Annotated in this window: 14 protein-coding genes, 2 tRNA genes and 3 rRNA genes; 11 read left to right on the top strand and 8 right to left on the bottom strand. The window is 59.6% G+C overall.

The features are described from left to right. Window positions 1-52 precede the first annotated feature (52 nt). The 6 genes from EWM63_RS14565 to EWM63_RS14540 form a co-directional block, all read right to left on the bottom strand. A complete protein-coding gene (locus EWM63_RS14565; protein ID WP_130187177.1) occupies window positions 53-2,077 on the bottom strand; it encodes an esterase-like activity of phytase family protein in 2,025 nt (674 codons plus the stop codon). Window positions 2,078-2,523: 446 nt separating this feature from the next. After that, a 5S ribosomal RNA gene (gene rrf, locus EWM63_RS14560) occupies window positions 2,524-2,636 on the bottom strand. A 144-nt stretch (window positions 2,637-2,780) separates the two neighbouring features. Then, window positions 2,781-5,656, bottom strand: a 23S ribosomal RNA gene (locus EWM63_RS14555). Between the two features lie 208 nt (window positions 5,657-5,864). Then, window positions 5,865-5,940 (bottom strand) — tRNA-Ala (locus tag EWM63_RS14550). 27 nt (window positions 5,941-5,967) lie between these two features. After that, window positions 5,968-6,044: transfer RNA gene (locus EWM63_RS14545), tRNA-Ile, on the bottom strand. A gap of 107 nt (window positions 6,045-6,151) precedes the next feature. Then, window positions 6,152-7,682, bottom strand: a 16S ribosomal RNA gene (locus EWM63_RS14540). The 16S, 23S and 5S rRNA genes sit together here with 2 tRNA genes alongside, the layout of an rRNA operon. A 439-nt stretch (window positions 7,683-8,121) precedes the next feature. On the opposite strand from EWM63_RS14540, the gene EWM63_RS14535 reads away from it, so the two are divergent. The 10 genes from EWM63_RS14535 (at window position 8,122) to EWM63_RS14490 (ending at window position 17,763) form a co-directional block, all read left to right on the top strand. Then, the gene (locus EWM63_RS14535) at window positions 8,122-9,597 is read left to right on the top strand and encodes a B12-binding domain-containing radical SAM protein (RefSeq protein ID WP_130187176.1); all 1,476 of its coding nucleotides are present in this window, start codon (window positions 8,122-8,124) and stop codon (window positions 9,595-9,597) included. Between the two features lie 78 nt (window positions 9,598-9,675). Continuing rightward, on the top strand, window positions 9,676-10,800 hold the full coding sequence (locus EWM63_RS14530) for an MlaE family ABC transporter permease (RefSeq protein ID WP_130187175.1): 1,125 nt from the start codon (window positions 9,676-9,678) through the stop codon (window positions 10,798-10,800). Further along, the gene (locus EWM63_RS14525; RefSeq protein ID WP_130187174.1) at window positions 10,800-11,627 is read left to right on the top strand and encodes an ABC transporter ATP-binding protein; all 828 of its coding nucleotides are present in this window, start codon (window positions 10,800-10,802) and stop codon (window positions 11,625-11,627) included. Before EWM63_RS14530 ends, EWM63_RS14525 begins: the two co-directional genes overlap by 1 nt. A gap of 26 nt (window positions 11,628-11,653) precedes the next feature. Next, window positions 11,654-12,592: an MlaD family protein gene (locus EWM63_RS14520; protein WP_130187173.1), complete on the top strand. Its 939-nt coding sequence runs from the start codon at window positions 11,654-11,656 to the stop codon at window positions 12,590-12,592. A gap of 36 nt (window positions 12,593-12,628) precedes the next feature. Beyond that, complete coding sequence (locus EWM63_RS14515) at window positions 12,629-13,246, top strand: ABC-type transport auxiliary lipoprotein family protein (protein WP_130187172.1); 618 nt, start codon at window positions 12,629-12,631, stop codon at window positions 13,244-13,246. Between the two features lie 59 nt (window positions 13,247-13,305). Next, window positions 13,306-14,460: a VanZ family protein gene (locus EWM63_RS14510; protein WP_130190385.1), complete on the top strand. Its 1,155-nt coding sequence runs from the start codon at window positions 13,306-13,308 to the stop codon at window positions 14,458-14,460. 62 nt (window positions 14,461-14,522) lie between these two features. After that, window positions 14,523-14,843, top strand: coding sequence for a (2Fe-2S) ferredoxin domain-containing protein (locus EWM63_RS14505; RefSeq protein WP_130187171.1), 321 nt, complete (start codon window positions 14,523-14,525; stop codon window positions 14,841-14,843). Between the two features lie 2 nt (window positions 14,844-14,845). After that, window positions 14,846-15,517, top strand: a complete 672-nt coding sequence (locus EWM63_RS14500; RefSeq protein WP_130190384.1) for an alpha/beta hydrolase — start codon at window positions 14,846-14,848, stop codon at window positions 15,515-15,517. Window positions 15,518-15,608: 91 nt separating this feature from the next. Further along, window positions 15,609-16,754 (top strand): D-alanyl-D-alanine carboxypeptidase family protein, encoded by a 1,146-nt coding sequence (locus tag EWM63_RS14495; RefSeq protein WP_130187170.1) that lies wholly within the window; start codon window positions 15,609-15,611, stop codon window positions 16,752-16,754. A gap of 106 nt (window positions 16,755-16,860) precedes the next feature. Continuing rightward, complete coding sequence (locus EWM63_RS14490; protein ID WP_229487897.1) at window positions 16,861-17,763, top strand: aldo/keto reductase; 903 nt, start codon at window positions 16,861-16,863, stop codon at window positions 17,761-17,763. A 40-nt stretch (window positions 17,764-17,803) separates the two neighbouring features. Here EWM63_RS14490 and pssA read toward each other — a convergent pair whose 3' ends face one another. After that, window positions 17,804-18,562, bottom strand: coding sequence for a CDP-diacylglycerol--serine O-phosphatidyltransferase (gene pssA / locus EWM63_RS14485; RefSeq protein WP_130187169.1), 759 nt, complete (start codon window positions 18,560-18,562; stop codon window positions 17,804-17,806). A gap of 288 nt (window positions 18,563-18,850) precedes the next feature. Here pssA and EWM63_RS14480 point away from each other — a divergent pair, with 288 nt between their 5' ends. After that, a complete protein-coding gene (locus EWM63_RS14480) occupies window positions 18,851-19,435 on the top strand; it encodes an Hpt domain-containing protein (protein WP_130187168.1) in 585 nt (194 codons plus the stop codon). A 50-nt stretch (window positions 19,436-19,485) separates the two neighbouring features. Here EWM63_RS14480 and EWM63_RS14475 read toward each other — a convergent pair whose 3' ends face one another. Then, the gene (locus EWM63_RS14475) at window positions 19,486-19,698 is read right to left on the bottom strand and encodes a hypothetical protein (RefSeq protein WP_130187167.1); all 213 of its coding nucleotides are present in this window, start codon (window positions 19,696-19,698) and stop codon (window positions 19,486-19,488) included. Window positions 19,699-19,842 lie beyond the last annotated feature (144 nt).

Here is a 19,842-nt window from a genome sequence, read left to right as displayed (position 1 = left end):
GCGGCCGGGTCGCAACGGCCCGGGGTGACACACCGGGCCGTATCCTGCGAGCTTAATAGGTGCTGAGCGGCTTGCCGAATTTCAGGAGCCACAGGCGGCTCGGCCGTTCCGCATCGGTGCCGCGTGCCACCCGGATCGCATTGGCGGCATTGCAGCCAGGTGCGCTGCCGGTGACGATCGTGCCGACAGCATCGACGTTGCACTTGGTGACATCGGCATCCGCGATGGCTTCGCCGGATGGGGAAAAGATCCGGGTTCTCAGGCCGAAGTCGTTGTCGTTGGCGATCGCCAGCGTGTTGCCGTCGACAATCGCAAGACCTTCGGCCTTCTCGGCCAGCCAGCCGATCGCATTCAGGTCGAGCAACGGCGTTTTTTTCAGTGGCACCACCTTCGACCAGTCCGCGCCGTTGACCGGGGCACCGGACATCGAGCTCTTTTCGAGATCGGACGTGTCGGCGTTGAACGCGGCGGTGGCGATGTCGGTCGCTGTACCGATTTCAACCAGCATCAGTTTGTTGAAGACCTTGCCCGCATGGTCGGCCCCCTGCTCGATGACGATGAACTTGCCATTGCCCAGCGCGACCACATCGCCCAGTTTCGCATTGCCGGTACGGCCATCCTGGTAGTCGGAGGCAGCGAGCGGGTAGGCATACATCTTCGTTGTCGCGCCCGTTTTCGGGTCGAACTCCACCCAGCGGTTGAAGCGCGCAAAGCGCTCGACCTGCTCGCTCTTGCCTGTGATGGAATAGGTGGCGCTGCCATCGGTCAGCGGACTTTGCAGGAAACCATGCAGCTTGTCCGTGGCGGTATCCAGCGTCAAGCCCTCCATTCCCCGATTGGCACGGCGCTTGGCGAAGATCTTCGGCAAGCCGGTGCCAGGGGCATACTTGTTCAGGATGACGCCGGAGGCCGCATCGACCTTGACGATGAAGGGGCCGTACTCGTCCGAAATCCACAGTGCATTGCGGGCCTTGTCGAACACCACGGCTTCGCTGTCGATGCCGTTCGTATCGAATCTGGCCTTGTCGAAGGCATCGAACTTCATCGCGTCCATCACCGGGGTTTCGGCTGAATTGCCGAGCGAGCCTACCGGAATCGGCAGGCCAGTGGCATTGACTGCGGCGGAAACCTTGAGCGGCATGGCCGAGTTCAGCACCGCGCCTGACTTGCCCACGGTGATCAGCCCGATCGAGGGGGCGAACGACGGCGACGGGAAAATCTTGCTGACTGACGCTCCTGAACCGCTGGGCGATGGCACGTTCGGTCCATCGCCGTTCGGGCCGCGATCGGTCAGGCCATAGAATTCCAGGTCTCCGTTGGCGTTGATACCCTTGAAGGCCAGCGACGAGCCATATGACGGCAGGAAGCCGAGCGGGAAGTCTCCCTTCACCTTGCCGTTGCTGCCTTCATATGGGATGTAGAACTTGCTGTCTGCCTGGATCTGGTAGCGGGTGACGCTGACTTCGACGGGGCCCTGGGCGAATTTTTCGACGGCCGGAGCATCGAGTTTCGATGCCAGCGTGTCTTCGAAGTGCTCGCGTACCAGCATGCGGCGGGTTTCGTCGATCGTGCGGACGGCGTATTCCTTGCCCGCTGCAGCCAGCAACGTTGCCAGCGACTTGTCGAAGGTCGCCGTGGTGGCATTGAAGTCAAGGCTCTTGCCTGCCAGCGCAGTTCGGGTGGTGGCCGTGATCCTTATGCCATTCGCAGGATCGCCATCTTCGTCCAGCAACTGCAGCGCGAGCAGGCGGTTGATGACCTTGATGTCCTTGATGTCATTGGTACCGGCCAGTTGCAGCGGCGTGATCATCGCGGCGCACGCCGCAGTGCCAAGCGACATACCGCCAAGGGTGAAGTTGACAGCATCCCCCTGGGCGCAAGTAAATTCCCCCTTGCTGCCCGTGTTCGCCCGCGCAGACGTTCCAGCCACGTACTCCGCGCCCTCGACTGCCCCATCGAGCAATACTCCGCTCACCTGCGGCTTCGCGGGAACGGTGGCTGCGGGGGGATCGTTGCTACCACCACAGGCTGCCAGCATGACAGCCAGCGAAAACAGGGAAAGACGCGGGAGCTTCATGAGGGCCTCTTCGAATGAAAAAAGAGGCAGTCTATGGCCGTGGCGTGACAAGGCGATGACGCTGCTACCTCAAAACTGGTGACAGGCACCAATTTTCAGGCAATATTTCCTGGAAATCAGGGATAGGCACCAGTTTTTGAGAAATGTTCCCAAAAAACCGGTGTCTGTCACCGGTTTTATGGCAACAAAAGCAAAAAAACCCGCCAGCACACGCTAGCGGGGTTTTTCTATATAACAGCCTGACGATAACCTACTTTCACACTGGTTGCAGCACTATCATCGGCGCAAAGTCGTTTCACGGTCCTGTTCGTGGAGCGAGGTCGGGCAGTGCCCGGCCGAGCAAAAAAACCCGGGACTTGGAGCGAAGTCTGCGGCGTATTGCAATGCATGAGTGCAAATGAAAAAAGCCCACTGCGTTCACGCAATGGGCTTCTCTCGGAATAACAGCCTGACGATAACCTACTTTCACACTGGTTGCAGCACTATCATCGGCGCAAAGTCGTTTCACGGTCCTGTTCGGGATGGGAAGGGGTGGGACCGACTTGCTATGGTCATCAGGCATGACTTGTACGATCGATTGCTCTCAATGGAGCAGCAATCGATCTCAATCCGGAAGAAGTAAAGTTGGGTTGTAGTGTTCAACTACATCTCATCAAAGAGTAAATGCAAGGAACCATTATTGGTTCATAACCGTCAAGGTTATAGGGACAAGCCGTACGGGCAATTAGTATCAGTTAGCTTAATGCATTACTGCACTTCCACACCTGACCTATCAACGTCCTGGTCTCGAACGACCCTTCAAGGAGCTCAAGGCTCCGGGAAATCTCATCTTAAGGCAAGTTTCCCGCTTAGATGCTTTCAGCGGTTATCTCTTCCGAACTTAGCTACCCGGCAATGCCACTGGCGTGACAACCGGTACACCAGAGGTTCGTCCACTCCGGTCCTCTCGTACTAGGAGCAGCCCCCTTCAAATTTCCAACGCCCACGGCAGATAGGGACCAAACTGTCTCACGACGTTTTAAACCCAGCTCACGTACCACTTTAAATGGCGAACAGCCATACCCTTGGGACCGGCTACAGCCCCAGGATGTGATGAGCCGACATCGAGGTGCCAAACTCCCCCGTCGATATGAACTCTTGGGAGGAATCAGCCTGTTATCCCCAGAGTACCTTTTATCCGTTGAGCGATGGCCCTTCCATACAGAACCACCGGATCACTATGTCCTACTTTCGTACCTGCTCGACTTGTCGGTCTCGCAGTTAAGCACGCTTATGCCATTGCACTATTAGCACGATGTCCGACCGTACCTAGCGTACCTTCGAACTCCTCCGTTACACTTTAGGAGGAGACCGCCCCAGTCAAACTGCCTACCATGCACTGTCCCCGATCCGGATAACGGACCAAGGTTAGAACCTCAAACAAACCAGGGTGGTATTTCAAGGTTGGCTCCACGAGAACTGGCGTCCCCGCTTCAAAGCCTCCCACCTATCCTACACAGATTGGTTCAAAGTCCAATGCAAAGCTACAGTAAAGGTTCATGGGGTCTTTCCGTCTAGCCGCGGGTAGATTGCATCATCACAAACACTTCAACTTCGCTGAGTCTCGGGAGGAGACAGTGTGGCCATCGTTACGCCATTCGTGCAGGTCGGAACTTACCCGACAAGGAATTTCGCTACCTTAGGACCGTTATAGTTACGGCCGCCGTTTACTGGGACTTCAATCAAGAGCTTGCACCCCATCATTTAATCTTCCAGCACCGGGCAGGCGTCACACCCTATACGTCCACTTTCGTGTTTGCAGAGTGCTGTGTTTTTATTAAACAGTCGCAGCCACCATTTTATTGCAACCCTGTCACCCTTCCACAGTAAAGTGGTCAAGCTACTGGGGCGTACCTTTTCCCGAAGTTACGGTACCAATTTGCCGAGTTCCTTCTCCCGAGTTCTCTCAAGCGCCTTAGAATACTCATCTCGCCCACCTGTGTCGGTTTGCGGTACGGTCTCGTATGACTGAAGCTTAGAGGCTTTTCTTGGAACCACTTCCGATTGCTACAGGATCAATGATCCTTCGTCCCAGCCCCTTGAATTATGTGCCCGGATTTGCCTAAGCACTTTCTATGAACCAGAAACTGACTATTCCAACAGTCAGACAACCTTCCGCGATCCGTCCCCCCATCGCATCATACGACGGTGCAGGAATATTAACCTGCTTCCCATCAGCTACGCATCTCTGCCTCGCCTTAGGGGCCGACTCACCCTGCTCCGATGAACGTTGAACAGGAAACCTTGGGCTTACGGCGTGCGGGCTTTTCACCCGCATTATCGCTACTCATGTCAGCATTCGCACTTCTGATACCTCCAGCATCCTTTACAAGACACCTTCGCAGGCTTACAGAACGCTCTCCTACCATATGCATAAATGCATATCCGCAGCTTCGGTGACTGGCTTAGCCCCGTTACATCTTCCGCGCAGGACGACTCGATCAGTGAGCTATTACGCTTTCTTTAAATGATGGCTGCTTCTAAGCCAACATCCTGACTGTTTTAGCCTTCCCACTTCGTTTTCCACTTAGCCAATCTTTGGGACCTTAGCTGGCGGTCTGGGTTGTTTCCCTCTTGACACCGGACGTTAGCACCCGATGTCTGTCTCCCAAGCTCGCACTCATCGGTATTCGGAGTTTGCAATGGTTTGGTAAGTCGCGATGACCCCCTAGCCATAACAGTGCTCTACCCCCGATGGTGATACTTGAGGCACTACCTAAATAGTTTTCGGAGAGAACCAGCTATTTCCAAGTTTGTTTAGCCTTTCACCCCTATCCACAGCTCATCCCCTAATTTTTCAACATTAGTGGGTTCGGTCCTCCAGTGCGTGTTACCGCACCTTCAACCTGGCCATGGATAGATCACTTGGTTTCGGGTCTACACCCAGCAACTAGCGCCCTGTTCGGACTCGATTTCTCTGCGGCTCCCCTATATGGTTAACCTCGCTACTGAATGTAAGTCGCTGACCCATTATACAAAAGGTACGCCGTCACGGAACAAGTCCGCTCCGACTGTTTGTATGCACACGGTTTCAGGATCTATTTCACTCCCCTCCCGGGGTTCTTTTCGCCTTTCCCTCACGGTACTGGTTCACTATCGGTCGATTACGAGTATTTAGCCTTGGAGGATGGTCCCCCCATATTCAGACAGGATTTCTCGTGTCCCGCCCTACTTGTCGCATGCTTAGTACCACCGGTCTGGTTTCGCGTACGGGGCTATCACCCGCTATGGCCGCAGTTTCCAATGCGTTCCACTACCAGTCCGACTATCACATGCAGGCTCTTCCCATTTCGCTCGCCACTACTTTGGGAATCTCGGTTGATTTCTTTTCCTGCAGCTACTTAGATGTTTCAGTTCGCCGCGTTCGCTTCACACACCTATGTATTCAGTGAGTGATGACCTATAAGGCCGGGTTTCCCCATTCGGAAATCTTCGGATCAATGCTCGTTTGTCAGCTCCCCGAAGCTTATCGCAGACTTCTACGTCCTTCATCGCCTGTAATCGCCAAGGCATCCACCATGTGCACTTATTCACTTGTCCCTATAACCTTGACGGCTATAGCTACAAGCATTTACTACTGTGTTTGATGAGTTTTTTGTATGCGTCCTTTCGGACACTACCCTAAGTGTGCGATGTCTCGCACGCTTAATAAAACTTTACTTCTTCCAGATTGTTAAAGAACGAAACAGCAGTAGTCTCTAAAAGACTAAACATAAAAGTGAACTCGTCACGCTTACGTTTAAGCTTTTGGTGGAGGATGACGGGATCGAACCGACGACCCCCTGCTTGCAAAGCAGGTGCTCTCCCAGCTGAGCTAATCCCCCATGGGATACAACTTTGTGCTTGATACGTGGTGGGTCTGGTTGGGCTCGAACCAACGACCCCCGCGTTATCAACACGGTGCTCTAACCAGCTGAGCTACAGACCCGCGTAGTTGATACCTGCGTACCCAGCGGTGCTACTGTTTCTTCTTCATTCGACAGTCGATAAGTGTGAGCGTTTGATGCACGATCTTGCGATCCGTGCCGACTCTAGAAAGGAGGTGATCCAGCCGCACCTTCCGATACGGCTACCTTGTTACGACTTCACCCCAGTCACGAATCCTACCGTGGTAAGCGCCCTCCTTACGGTTAAGCTACCTACTTCTGGTAAAACCCGCTCCCATGGTGTGACGGGCGGTGTGTACAAGACCCGGGAACGTATTCACCGCGACATGCTGATCCGCGATTACTAGCGATTCCAACTTCATGCAGTCGAGTTGCAGACTACAATCCGGACTACGATACACTTTCTGGGATTAGCTCCCCCTCGCGGGTTGGCGGCCCTCTGTATGTACCATTGTATGACGTGTGAAGCCCTACCCATAAGGGCCATGAGGACTTGACGTCATCCCCACCTTCCTCCGGTTTGTCACCGGCAGTCTCATTAGAGTGCTCTTTCGTAGCAACTAATGACAAGGGTTGCGCTCGTTGCGGGACTTAACCCAACATCTCACGACACGAGCTGACGACAGCCATGCAGCACCTGTGTTCAGGTTCCCTTTCGGGCACTCCCGGATCTCTCCGGGATTCCTGACATGTCAAGGGTAGGTAAGGTTTTTCGCGTTGCATCGAATTAATCCACATCATCCACCGCTTGTGCGGGTCCCCGTCAATTCCTTTGAGTTTTAATCTTGCGACCGTACTCCCCAGGCGGTCTACTTCACGCGTTAGCTGCGTTACTAAGTCAATTAAGACCCAACAACTAGTAGACATCGTTTAGGGCGTGGACTACCAGGGTATCTAATCCTGTTTGCTCCCCACGCTTTCGTGCATGAGCGTCAGTCTTGACCCAGGGGGCTGCCTTCGCCATCGGTGTTCCTCCACATCTCTACGCATTTCACTGCTACACGTGGAATTCTACCCCCCTCTGCCAAACTCTAGCCTTGCAGTCTCCATTGCCATTCCCAGGTTAAGCCCGGGGATTTCACAACAGACTTACAAAACCGCCTGCGCACGCTTTACGCCCAGTAATTCCGATTAACGCTTGCACCCTACGTATTACCGCGGCTGCTGGCACGTAGTTAGCCGGTGCTTATTCTTCAGGTACCGTCATGAGGCACGGATATTAGCCGTACCCTTTTCTTCCCTGACAAAAGAGCTTTACAACCCGAAGGCCTTCTTCACTCACGCGGCATTGCTGGATCAGGGTTGCCCCCATTGTCCAAAATTCCCCACTGCTGCCTCCCGTAGGAGTCTGGACCGTGTCTCAGTTCCAGTGTGGCTGGTCGTCCTCTCAGACCAGCTACTGATCGTCGCCTTGGTGAGCCTTTACCTCACCAACTAGCTAATCAGATATCGGCCGCTCCAGGAGCACAAGGCCTTGCGGTCCCCTGCTTTCATCCATAGATCGTATGCGGTATTAGCGTAACTTTCGCTACGTTATCCCCCACTCTTGGGCACGTTCCGATATATTACTCACCCGTTCGCCACTCGCCGCCAGGCCGAAGCCCGCGCTGCCGTTCGACTTGCATGTGTAAAGCATGCCGCCAGCGTTCAATCTGAGCCAGGATCAAACTCTTCAGTTTAATCTCTGTTTTATGTCGTTTCCGACATGGTCACTCACTCAAATAACTGACGAATCATCCGAAGATGATTACGTTTATTACTTGTGTAAGCGTTTGTTGCTATATTTTGAGCATTCCGGACCGAAGTCCGGAGGCACATCGCATCAAACGCCCACACTTATCGACTGTTGATTGTTAAAGAATTCTGCCCCTGAAGGCTTGCTGCGGATCTTGCAGACCCGGCGACAAATCGTTGTGTTTGTCAGCAGCAGAGAGATGAGATTATGCGGTGTTTCGTGCAGCTCGTCAACCCCTCCAAGTTGTCAGCTTCGGTGTGCAACACCTCCGCTTTCAACATCTCGCTGCGTCGTTGTTCGCTGCGAGGGACAGAACTATAACGAAACGCCCGCCGTCGCGCAAGGGTAAAATGCGCGATCCTAGCGATTGCCCCGAGAAGTTCATGTCCATCCTGCTTTCCACCCTCAATGCCCGCTATACCCACGCATCGCTGGGCCTGCGTTACCTGCTCGCCAATATGGGCGAGCTCAAGCATGAAACACGCATCCAGGAATTCGTTATCGGTGCGAAGACAACCGAGCTGGTGGAGCGCATTCTGGCCCACGCCCCGAAAATCGTCGGCTTTGGCGTCTATATATGGAACGTGGAAGAAACCACGAAACTGGTCGCCACATTGAAACGGGTGGCGCCGCATATCGTGATCGTGCTGGGCGGCCCGGAAGTGTCGCATGAAACGAACGAACAACAGATCGTGCAACTGGCGGATTACGTCGTCACCGGTTGGGGCGACGTCACTTTCCCCAAGCTGTGCGGCGAGATCCTTCGCGGCCCGAAGCCGCTGATGAAAGTACATGCCGGCGTGCAGCCACCCATGGCGGAAATCGACCTGCCCTATTCCTTGTATAGCGACGACGACATCGCCCACCGCACACTCTATGTAGAGGCTTCGCGCGGCTGTCCGTTCAAGTGCGAGTTCTGCCTGTCAGCGTTGGACAAGACAGCCTGGCCATTCAACATCGACACCTTCCTCGCCGAGATGGAAGGGCTGCATGCGCGTGGCGCTCGCGTTTTCAAGTTCGTCGACCGCACGTTCAACCTGAACATCAAGACCAGCCTGAAGATCATGCAGTTCTTCCTCGACAAGCTGGCGGCGAATCCGGACGACCCGGTCTACGCCCATTTCGAACTGGTTCCCGACCACCTGCCCGACGCACTGAAGGAAGGTATCGCCAAATTCCCGCCCGGCGCGTTGCAGTTCGAAATCGGCATCCAGAGCTTCAACCCTGTAGTACAGGCCAACATCTCGCGCAAGCAGGATAACGAGAAGGCCGCCGCCAACATCCGCTGGCTGTGCGAACATTCGCACGTGCACATGCACGTGGACCTGATCGCCGGCCTGCCTGGCGAAACGGTGGAGAGCTTTGCCGAGGGCTTCGACAAGCTGTGGGCCCTGGGCCCGCACGAAATCCAGTTCGGCATCCTGAAACGCCTGCGCGGCACACCGATCATCCGCCACACGGAAGCCTTTGGCCTCGTGTTCGACCCGCATCCGCCCTACACCATCCTGGCGAACAGGGACATCGATTTTCCCACGATGCAGCGGCTGGTGCGCTTTGCCCGCTACTGGGACCTCGTCGCCAATTCGGGCCGCTTCACGCACGTGACACCGGTACTCCTGGGCACCCGGCCGTTCGCGAATTTCATGGCCTTCTCCGACTGGCTGTATGCGAACACGGATGCCACCCACCGTATCGCGCTGGACCGCCTGGCCGCGCTGGCTGGCAAATACCTGCGTCAGCAAGGTATCGAAGGCGTGGACCAATTGCTGGCGCGTGACGGCCATGGGGTAAAGCAGAAGACGGCATCGGCACCAGCGGTGGCGGCGCCGCAGCGCCAGGCCCGGCACCTTGCGGCATAAGGTGGCGTAAGCGGCCTCCGACACACGGTAGAGCCGGGGGCTGTGGCGAACGAAACGAATCTCACTTACACTGGCGACATGCCCATTGCACAAGAGCCAACCTTGAGTTTTGACCCCGGCGGCACGTCGGGCGCGACGGTGACCGCCGATGGCACATGGCAGGTTCACGCACTGGCGCAGCGCAAGACCATCAAGGCCATCTCCACGCAATTGGATCGCGCCAGTCCCGATGCGCAATGGGATCTTTCCGCCATCGACAGCATGGATCACATCGGCGCGCAGCTTTTCTGGCAAGCCTGGGGCTACAAGCGCCCTGCTACCCTGAAGCTCGCGCCCGGCCAGGAAGAATTCTTCAAGCGGCTGGAAACCACGGGCAAGCTGGAGCTGCCTCGCCACCGTGGCCACCACATGAACTGGATTACCACGCTCGGTGGCGGCGTACTGCATTTCGTCGAACACCTGCAAGGTTTCGTGCGCCTGATCGGGCAAGTGGTGCAGGACCTGTGGCGCTTCATCGCCGCACCGCAGCGCGGTCCCTGGAAAGAAATCTCCGCCAATATCTTCCACGCCGGGTTCCAGGCCCTGGGCATCACTGCGCTGGTGGGTTTCCTGATCGGCGTGGTGCTGTCCTTCCTGTCGGCGCAGCAGCTGCGCAACTTCGGCGGCGACATCTATCTGGTCAACCTGCTCGGCATGAGCATCATCCGCGAACTCGGCCCGCTGCTGGCGGCGATCCTGGTCGCGGGCCGCTCGGGCTCGTCGATCACTGCGCAGCTGGGCGTGATGCGGGTGACCGAGGAACTCGATGCGATGCTTGTAATGGGTATCTCGCACGGCTTCCGCCTCGTGATGCCAAAAGTGGTAGCGCTCGCGATTTCAATGCCGTTGCTGGTGATATGGACGGACACGATGGCCCTGATCGGCGGCATGGTATCGGCCAAGCTGGAATTGAACCTTTCGGCTCGCTACTTCATCCAGAAGCTGCCGGACGCGGTGCCGCTGGCGAACTACATGATCGGTCTGGGCAAGGGTGCCGTGTTCGGCATCCTCATCGCACTCGTATCGTGCCACTTCGGCCTGCGCATCCAGCCGAATACGGAAAGCCTGGGCCGCGGCACCACCACTTCCGTCGTTACCGCCATCACCGTCGTGATCCTGGCCGATGCCGTGTTCGCGATCGTCTTCAATGGAGTAGGGTTCTGATGGCGGACGAGGATATCGACCGCAGTTGCCCCGGCGGGCCAAGCGAACTGACGCTGGACGGCAGCGTGCCCGTCGTCGAGATCTCGAACCTGCAGACGAAGTTCGGCAAGACCGTCATCCACAATGACCTGAACCTGACGATCGAGGACGGCGAGATCATGTCCATCGTCGGCGGGTCCGGCACCGGCAAGACGGTGCTGCTGCGCCAGATGCTGGGCCTGGAGCGGCCGTCGCAAGGCTGCGTGCGCATATTTGGCGAGGACATCACGCAGGCCAAGCCTGGCCAGCTGCAACTGCTGCGCAACCACTGGGGCATGCTGTTCCAGGAAGGCGCACTGTATTCGGCGCTGACCGTGTTCGAGAACATTGCCCAGCCGATGCGGGAACTGCGCGTACTGCCCGATACATTGGTGCGCGATGCCGTGCTGCTGAAGATGAACATGGTGGGCCTGGGGCCGGAGCATGCGAACAAGATGCCATCCGATCTGTCCGGCGGCATGGTCAAGCGCGTTGCCCTTGCCCGAGCCCTGGCGCTCGAACCAAAGCTGTTGTTCCTGGACGAGCCCACGGCCGGCCTGGATCCGGACCGCTCGGAGAGCTTCGTTTCGCTGATCAAGTCGCTGCACCGCGAGCTTGGCCTCACGGTGGTGATGGTCACGCACGACCTCGATACGTTGTTCGCGCTGTCCACCCGTATCGCCGTGCTGGCGGAAAAACACGTGATCGCGGTGGGGCCGACGAAGGAAGTCATCAACGTCGACCACCCGTTCATCAAGGAATTCTTCCTGGGCGACCGCGGCAAGCGGGCACTCGAGGCGCTTCAATAGCGGCCCGGGAACAACAAGGAGCACACATGGAAAACCGATCGCACGCCTTCATGACCGGCATCTTCACGCTGGCCCTGCTCACGGCCGCTGTCCTGTTCGGCATCTGGTTCAATCGCGACCGCGTGGAATACGATCCCTACCTGCTGGCCACCACGCTCGCCGTGCCGGGCCTGAACCCGCAGGCGGCAGTGCGCTACCGCGGCCTCGAGGTGGGCAAGGTGGACGCCATCGACTTCGATCCGAAGATGGCCGGCCAGATCCTGATCCACCTGGCGATCGACCCCGCCACGCCCATTACGAAAACCACGTATGCCACGCTGGGTTACCAGGGGGTGACCGGCATCGCTTACATCCAGCTGGACGATGCCTCGGTGGGCTCGCAGCGCCTGACGACCAATGCCGATGATCCTGCGCGCATTCCGTTGCGCCCCGGCCTGCTCGACCAGCTGGAAAAGCGCGGCACCGCGATCCTGTCGCAGGCGGAAGAGGTAACGGAAAAACTCAATGACCTGCTCAACGACGAGAACCGCAAGACGATCCTGGCGGCATTCTCGGACGTGAGCGAGACCGTCAACCGTTACAAGGCACTGCCGGACCAGCTGGGCCCCACGATCGAGAAGCTGCCGGCGCTCGCTGCGAAGGCGGAAACGGCAATCGATTCCGTCAACACGCTCGCGCAGGACGTGACGGCGCTGTCGCAAAGCCTGCACGGCCCGGAGGGCACGCTGACCCGCATCGGCGACTCGGTCGACCGGGCGGTAACCGGCGTGGAAGCGGTAACGACCGGCGCCCAACTTGAAACGCTGCCGAGCATCACGGCGCTGACCGACGAAACACGCTCGTCGATGCGCTCCGTGCGCCGCACGATGAACACCCTGAACGACCGCCCGCAAAGCATCCTGTTCGGCGCACCGGATGCGGCGCCCGGCCCCGGCGAACCTGGCTTCGCGGCGCCGGCCAAATGACGCCCGAGTGACAATCACCCGATGAACGAGCACACGATGAACCACAACCGCCTCCGCTCCTGCGCCGCCATCGTCGCGGCCTGCACCGCCCTGCTGGCCGGCTGCGCCTCGACGAAGGCTCCCGCCCCCACCAGCTTCGATTTCGGCCCGGTGGCCGCGCCCGTGACGCCAACACCGGCGGCGGCTGCCATTCCCGCGCTGATCGTGGCCGACGTGAACGGACCGGCCACGCTCGATACGGACCGCATGTTCTACCGCCTCACCTATGCGAATGCACAGCAGGCGTTGCCCTATGCGTACAACCGCTGGGCCGCCACGCCGCTGCAACTGCTGTCCCAGCGGATGAAGGCGCGTATCGCGCAGGGTGGCGTGAAGGTGCTGTCGACCCTCGATGCCACCGGCGGCGTGCCGGTGCTGCGGCTGGAAATGGACGAGTTCTCGCAAAACTTTGCCAGCGCCACGCAAAGTACCGCCAACATCTCGCTGCGCGCCTCGCTGTTCCGCGGCCACCAGCTCGTGGACCAGCGCACATTTACCCGCTCGACGGAAGCACCCAGTGCCGACGCGGCCGGTGGTGCCAGTGCGCTGGCCGCCACGTCGGACGCGATCGCAGCCGATCTCCTCACCTGGCTGGCCACGCTGCCGCCGCGCTGAACATGAGCGGGGACGAACGCGCCGGTTCAGCAGCGGGCACGCCGCCTGCTCCGCCACCCATGCCGGCGCCGGCATCGGCCAAGGGCGGGCCGGCACCCGAGGCACGGCCGCAGCGCGGCTCGCCAGTGTCCCGGGCCAGCCTGCTGGCCTACCTGCTGCTGATCATCTATGCCAGCTGGTACCCGTTCTCCGGCTGGCACAACCAGGGGCTGTCGCCGTTCATCTTCCTCGAGCATACGGCGATGCCGCGCTACTGGACGAAGTTCGACGCCATCATCAACGTGATCGGCTACGTACCGTTCGGCATGCTGATCGCCTATGCGCTGCACCCGGCATTGCGCGGCATCCTGGCGTTCATCGCGACAGCCTTCCTTGGCGCGTTCGTGTCCGGCCTGATGGAAGCCGTGCAGACCTTCCTGCCCAGCCGCGTTTCGTCGAACCTCGATTTCTATACCAACACGGCCGGCTGCGCACTGGGCGGCCTGATCGGCGTGATCACGGCGCGCAAGCTGCTCGACACCAGTCACCTGTACCGGTTGCGGCAGCGCTGGTTCGCCCTGCATGCGAGCCAGGGCCTGGTGCTGGTGGCACTGTGGCCACTGGCACAGATCTACCCGACGTCGTTCCTGTTCGGCCAGGGCCAGGTGCTGCCCACGATCTCGGGCTGGCTGAGCGACCTGCTGGAAATGGACATCGACCTGCTGGCCTACGTGCGCCCCGATCCGGAACTGACGGTGGAGCAGTACTGGCTCTCCGAAACGATGATTACCGCATGCGGCATGGTCGGCGGCGCACTGACGCTGCTGTGCCTCATGCGCCGCCCGGCACCTCGCCTGCTCCTGGCAGCGGTCTTGCTGGCCGCCGCCGTGCTGACGAAAACACTGGCCACGGCCCTGCTGTTCACGCCCGATAACGCGTTCGCCTGGGTCACGCCGGGTGCGCAAGGCGGTTTCCTCATCGGCGGCATCATGATGGCAGGCCTGGCCTTTGCACCGCCGGTGGCGCAGCGCCGCCTGGCGATCGCCACCATCCTGCTCGGCATCCTGGTGGTCAACAGCACGCCGGTCAATCCCTACTTCAGCGCCACAATGCAGACGTGGGTGCAAGGAAAATTCCTGAACTTCAACGGCGCCGCCCAGTTCCTGTCGCTGCTGTGGCCCTTCTTCGCATTGTGGTTCCTGTGGCTGCCTTCCCATAAACTCAACAAACCCTGATCGCGGGTATCATTACGGCTTGGCTTCAACCGAAGCATTGGCAAGGCAACAGCGAGGCAGGCATGAGCGAAACTCCCTACTTTAAGCACCACGTGTTCTTCTGCATGAACGCGCGCGAAGACGGCCGCGAAAGCTGCGGCCCGCGCGGCGCCGAGCAGGCGCAGAAGCACGCGAAGAAGCGCTGCAAGCAACTGGACATCAATGGCGCGGGCGGCGTGCGCATCAACCAGGCCGGCTGCCTGGACCGCTGCGAGCACGGTCCCGTGCTGGTCGTTTACCCCGAAGGCACGTGGTACACCTACGTGGACACTTCCGACATCGACGAAATCATCGATAGCCACCTGGTCGGTGGCCAACCGGTAGAAAGGCTCAAGATCAAGTAATGATGAACAAGAACACCAAGCACTTCACCATGCAGGGCAATGCCGGCCTGATGGAAGGCCTGATCGACCTGCCGCTGGATGGCAAAAAGCCGCGCGGCATCGCGCTGGTGGCGCACCCGCACCCGCTGTACGGCGGCACGATGGAAAACAAGGTCACGCAAACGCTGGCACGCGCCTTCGTGGCGCTCGACTATGCGGTGGCTCGCATCAACTTCCGCGGCGTAGGCCAGTCGGAAGGTGAACATGACCGCGGCCACGGCGAGACGGACGACATGGAACTGCTGTACCGCCACATGGTCGAGAAATTCCCCGACCTGCCCGTGGCGCTGGCCGGCTTCTCGTTCGGCACCTACGTTCAGTCGCAGCTCGCCCAGCGCCTCGCCGCCGCCGGCACACCCGTTGAGGGCCTGGTACTGGTGGGCGCCGCGGCCGGCAAGTGGCAGATGGCGGACATCGCGCCGAACACGATCCTGATCCACGGCGAGAACGACGACACGATCCCCGTGCAGGCCGTGTTCGACTGGGCCCGGCCGCAGGACGTGCCGGTGCTGGTGATCCCGGGAGCGGACCACTTCTTCCATCGCAAACTCAATCACATCAAGAGCTGGGTGATCGCATTGTGGCTGGGCCGGGCGCAAGAGGCGCAGCAAAGGGACGACACCGAGGACGCGTGAGCGCCTATAATGTCCGGGCCATTTTTTTGCTGAACAAAATGGTCCACAGCTTCACGCTTTCTTAGGCGCCTCACATAGAGATTCCAGATCCATGAAAAAACTGCTCGCGGCACTGGCTTCCAGTGTCCTGATACTTTCTTCCGCCGTCGCCCAGACCATTCCCGCACCGACCATCGCCGCCAAGTCCTGGCTGCTGCTCGATGCCACCAGTGGCCAGCTGATCGCCGCGCAAGACCCGAACATGCGCGTCGAGCCGGCTTCGCTGACCAAGATCATGACCGCGTACCTCACCTTCGAGGCACTGCGCGACAAGAAGCTCGACATCAACCAGAAGGTCAACGTTTCCGTGCGCGCGTGGAAGGTCGATTCCTCCAGCTCGAAGATGTTCATCGATCCGGCCGTGCCGGTGTCGATCGACGACCTGCTGCACGGCCTGATGGTCCAGTCGGGCAACGACGCCGCCGTGGCGCTGGCCGAAGCGGTGGCCGGCGACGAAGCCACCTTCGTCACGCTGATGAACCGCGAGGCGAAACGCCTTGGCATGACCAACACCCGCTTCGCCAATCCGCACGGCCTGCCCAGCCCGGACAACTTCACCACCGCGCGCGACCTGTCGATCCTGGCCAAGCACGTGATCCAGGAGTTCCCCCAGTACTACAAGATCGACTCCGTCAAGAGCTTCACCTACAACAAGATCACGCAGCAGAACCGCAACCGCCTGCTGTGGCTCGACCCGACCGTGGACGGCATGAAGACCGGCCACACGGAATCGGCCGGTTACTGCATGGTGGCATCGGCCAAGCGGCCGAGCGGCAACGTGGAACGCCGCCTGATCTCGGTGGTGATGGGCACGAACTCGGATGCCACGCGAACGGCCGAAAGCCAGAAGCTGCTGAACTGGGGCTTCCAGAATTTCGATACCGTGAAGCTGTATGCCAAAGGCCAGGCCGTCGACACGCTGCAGGTCTGGAAGGGTGCGCAGAACACGATGAAGATCGGCTTCCGCCAGGATGTGCTGGTGACCGTGCCGAAGGGTGTGGCTGCCAAGATGAAGCCGGTGCTGGAACGGAAGGATCCTATCGTGGCGCCAGTGCCTGCGGGCGCCAACGTGGGCAAGCTGAAGATGATGGTGGACGGCAAACCGCTGCTGGAACTGCCGGTCGTTGCGCTGGAAACGGTGGAACAGGCGTCGATCTTCGGCCGCGCATGGGATTCGATGCGCCTGTGGCTGAAATAAGCCATTCGCCGGCTTCCTGACCTTTGAAAAGCCCGCCGCCCGGCGGGCTTTTTTCATCCGCACGGCTCTATAATCGTTGTTCCATTCAAATTGAAAGAAGGCCGCCATGACTTCCTGCCCCGCCGTCCGTACTGCCGAAAATGGTCCCGCGCTCTCCCGCATCGTTGCCGGCATGTGGCGCATGGCGGAGTGGAAGATGGCGCCACGGGAGCGACTGGCGCTGATCGAACGCTGCATCGAACTGGGCGTGACGAGCTTCGACCATGCCGACATCTACGGGCATTACAGCGTGGAAGAGCTGTTCGGCGAAGCACTCGCGCTGCGGCCGGCGGTGCGCGAGCAGATCCAGCTCATCAGCAAGTGCGGCATCCAGCTGGTATCGCCGGCACGCCCGGCGCACACGATCAAGCAGTACGACACGTCGGCGGCGCACATCACGGCTTCCGTCGACAACTCGCTCAAGGCGCTGCACACCGATTTCCTTGATCTGCTGCTGATCCATCGCCCCGATCCTCTGATGGACTTCGACGAGATCGCCGAAACCTTCGAGGGCTTGCGCGCGGCGGGCAAGGTGAAGCATTTCGGCGTCTCGAATTTCAGCCGGCACCAGTTCGAATGCCTGCATCGGCGCATTCCGCTGGTCACCAACCAGGTGGAGTTTTCGCCACTGCACACGGCACCGCTGTACGATGAAACGTTCGACGGCCTGCAGGACTTGCGCGTGGCGCCGATGATCTGGTCGCCGCTGGCCGGCGGCCGCCTGTTCCGCGACGATCCAGCCACCGAAGCGCTGCGCGCCACGATCGCGCGCATCGCCGCGGAACTCGAACAGCCGTTTGGCAGCGTGGTCTTTGCCTGGATCATGCAGCTGCCTTCGGCACCGATCCCGCTGACGGGCAGCGGCCGCATCGAGGCGATCGAAGAGGCGGTGCGCGCCACGCGGTTCAAGCTGTCGCGCTCCCAATGGTTCGAGATCCTGGTCGCGGCACAGGGCCACGAGGTGCCGTGATCGCGGTTACGGGATTGTTCTCGCGGCCTGGTCCCGCGTTTCACTCATCCTCATAGACGAGCGGCGGGGCAATGCCCTTCCAGCCGCTCTTCCAGGCGAGATTAAGTGCCAGCGTGCCGGCGATGTACACCACGAAGAACAGCACGAAATAATAGAAGCGCAGCCAGACGAGCAAGCCCACGTTCACCAGCAGCAGCACCAGCGCGGCCATGCTTTTCTTTTGCTTGGAGCTGGGGAAGCGGATGGTGGACACCATCAGGCTGCCCACGACGAACAGCAACCCCACCACCAGCCAGCCGTGCAGGCTCGTCTCCGGCGGGAACGGCCACGCCACCACCACCGATGCCACACAGGCGGCGCCCGCCGTGATCGGCATGCCCACGAAATATTTCGGATCGGTGCGGCCCACGCTCACGTTGAAGCGGGCCAGGCGCAGCGCGCCGCAGGCCACGAAGATGAATGCCGCCAGGCCGCCCACGCGGAGCAGCGTGGGATCGGCCGGCCCGATCTGCACGAACGCATAGCAATACAGCAGTATCGCCGGCCCGATGCCGAAGTTCATCACATCGGCGATCGAATCGAGCTGCACGCCGAATTCCGAACTGGTGCCAGTGGCGCGTGCAACGAATCCATCGAGCGCATCGAAGATGCCAGCCAGGACCAGCAACGCCGCAGCCAGGCGGTAATCCTGCGGAAAGCCGATGTGCGCATTGTCCACGGAAATCACGATGCTGCCGAAACCGCAGCCGATCGACAGCAGCGTCACGAAACTGGGCAGGGCAAATTTGGCGCGTTGCATGCGCCGGGTGCGCGTGTTTTTCAATTGGGCTGGCCTGTGGTGGGGAGACCTTATTGTAACGCCGGCATCGGGCATATCGCGTTCCCGCGCGAATGGTAACAGGCGTAACAAGGCCTTTCGTGGCACCCGATTTCGCATAAAATCCCCCAATGGCCGGGCTAGCCGGTAACGAAATGGAGGCTGACATGCGTGCGCGAATGATGGCGGCGGCGCGTGCCGACTGTGGTGGCGTGGCGGCGGTAATACGCAACTGGCCATTCGCCATGCAATGATGGGCATGCGGCTGGAATGAATATTCCCGTACTCGATGTGGAGGCAGGCATCGCGCGATTGCTGGGCAACAGCACGATCTATTTCAGCGCCCTGAAGCGCTTCACCGTGCATCTCGGTGCCGCACGCGCTGTCACGGCGCAGATCGCGGCCGGCGACCATGCCGGTGCCTGCCGCACCGTCCACACATTGCGGGGGGCGGCCGGGCTGCTGGGCGCCGGCGAAGTGCAAGCCATCGCGATGGAAGTCGAGAAGGCGCTGGCAAGCGGCAGCACCGTGCATGCACTGCTGGGCGATCTTGAAGCGGCGTTGCAGCGTGTGCAGGCGTGCATCGATGTCACCGTGCCGAAGGAAGTCGCCACACCCATCAAACCGGTGCAGGCGAACGCGATGCGCGACGTGCAGGAATTGCTCGACCACCTTGGCGCGCTGCTCGACGAGGGCAACGGCATGGCGATCGACATCATGGACAAGTATGAAATCGTGCTGGAAAAGGCGCTGGGGGCGGCTGCCTGGCACACCATCCTGGCAGCGGGGCGGGATTACGACTTCGACCGCGCTCTCGTGGCACTGCAGGGCGCACGTTCAACCGCCAGGCGGTGAATGCCCGGGCACAGCCGGTTACGGCAAGCTGTCCGGCCAAAACAGGTGCATCAACGGGTGTATTCGGCTTCTTCGTCGAACGATGACGCGCAATCCTTGCCGCAGAAGCGCTTCACGCTGTCGAGCGGTTTTTCGCAATACCAGCAGGAACCCTTCGGCGGCAGGGTTCGCCGCAGCTGCGCAGAGGCAGCCATGGCGGGCATCATCGTTGGCAAGATCGACGCCGGGCCATCCGGTGCCACCTGTTCCTGGGTCGTTTCCATGCTCTTCCCCTCTTCAGACACATCAACTGCTAGCAAGATTACGTCAGTGGAAGTGAGCGGACGTGACCAACATCAATACCTTAAGGCTTGTCGCTCGCCGCGCCGGACTATGTTGCTCAAATCAATCATAGCAGCATTAAAACA

The sequence above is a fragment of the Pseudoduganella lutea genome (genome assembly GCF_004209755.1).
Lineage (GTDB): Bacteria > Pseudomonadota > Gammaproteobacteria > Burkholderiales > Burkholderiaceae_D > Rugamonas > Rugamonas lutea.
The sequence above is the reverse complement of the archived record's forward strand: the minus strand, read 5'-3'. Positions and strand labels throughout refer to the sequence as shown.

What these genes read in the sequence shown, in the direction of transcription:
- EWM63_RS14515 (WP_130187172.1), top strand. Translation starts at nt 12,629, where the DNA reads ATGAACCACAACCGCCTCCGCTCCTGCGCCGCCATCGTCGCGGCCTGC.
- EWM63_RS14490 (WP_229487897.1), top strand. Translation starts at nt 16,861, where the DNA reads ATGACTTCCTGCCCCGCCGTCCGTACTGCCGAAAATGGTCCCGCGCTC.
- EWM63_RS14510 (WP_130190385.1), top strand. Translation starts at nt 13,306, where the DNA reads ATGCCGGCGCCGGCATCGGCCAAGGGCGGGCCGGCACCCGAGGCACGG.
- EWM63_RS14520 (WP_130187173.1), top strand. Translation starts at nt 11,654, where the DNA reads ATGGAAAACCGATCGCACGCCTTCATGACCGGCATCTTCACGCTGGCC.
- EWM63_RS14565 (WP_130187177.1), bottom strand. Translation starts at nt 2,077, where the DNA reads ATGAAGCTCCCGCGTCTTTCCCTGTTTTCGCTGGCTGTCATGCTGGCA.
- EWM63_RS14505 (WP_130187171.1), top strand. Translation starts at nt 14,523, where the DNA reads ATGAGCGAAACTCCCTACTTTAAGCACCACGTGTTCTTCTGCATGAAC.
- pssA (WP_130187169.1), bottom strand. Translation starts at nt 18,562, where the DNA reads ATGCAACGCGCCAAATTTGCCCTGCCCAGTTTCGTGACGCTGCTGTCG.
- EWM63_RS14480 (WP_130187168.1), top strand. Translation starts at nt 18,851, where the DNA reads ATGAATATTCCCGTACTCGATGTGGAGGCAGGCATCGCGCGATTGCTG.
- EWM63_RS14535 (WP_130187176.1), top strand. Translation starts at nt 8,122, where the DNA reads ATGTCCATCCTGCTTTCCACCCTCAATGCCCGCTATACCCACGCATCG.
- EWM63_RS14475 (WP_130187167.1), bottom strand. Translation starts at nt 19,698, where the DNA reads ATGGAAACGACCCAGGAACAGGTGGCACCGGATGGCCCGGCGTCGATC.
- EWM63_RS14500 (WP_130190384.1), top strand. Translation starts at nt 14,846, where the DNA reads ATGAACAAGAACACCAAGCACTTCACCATGCAGGGCAATGCCGGCCTG.
- EWM63_RS14525 (WP_130187174.1), top strand. Translation starts at nt 10,800, where the DNA reads ATGGCGGACGAGGATATCGACCGCAGTTGCCCCGGCGGGCCAAGCGAA.
- EWM63_RS14530 (WP_130187175.1), top strand. Translation starts at nt 9,676, where the DNA reads ATGCCCATTGCACAAGAGCCAACCTTGAGTTTTGACCCCGGCGGCACG.
- EWM63_RS14495 (WP_130187170.1), top strand. Translation starts at nt 15,609, where the DNA reads ATGAAAAAACTGCTCGCGGCACTGGCTTCCAGTGTCCTGATACTTTCT.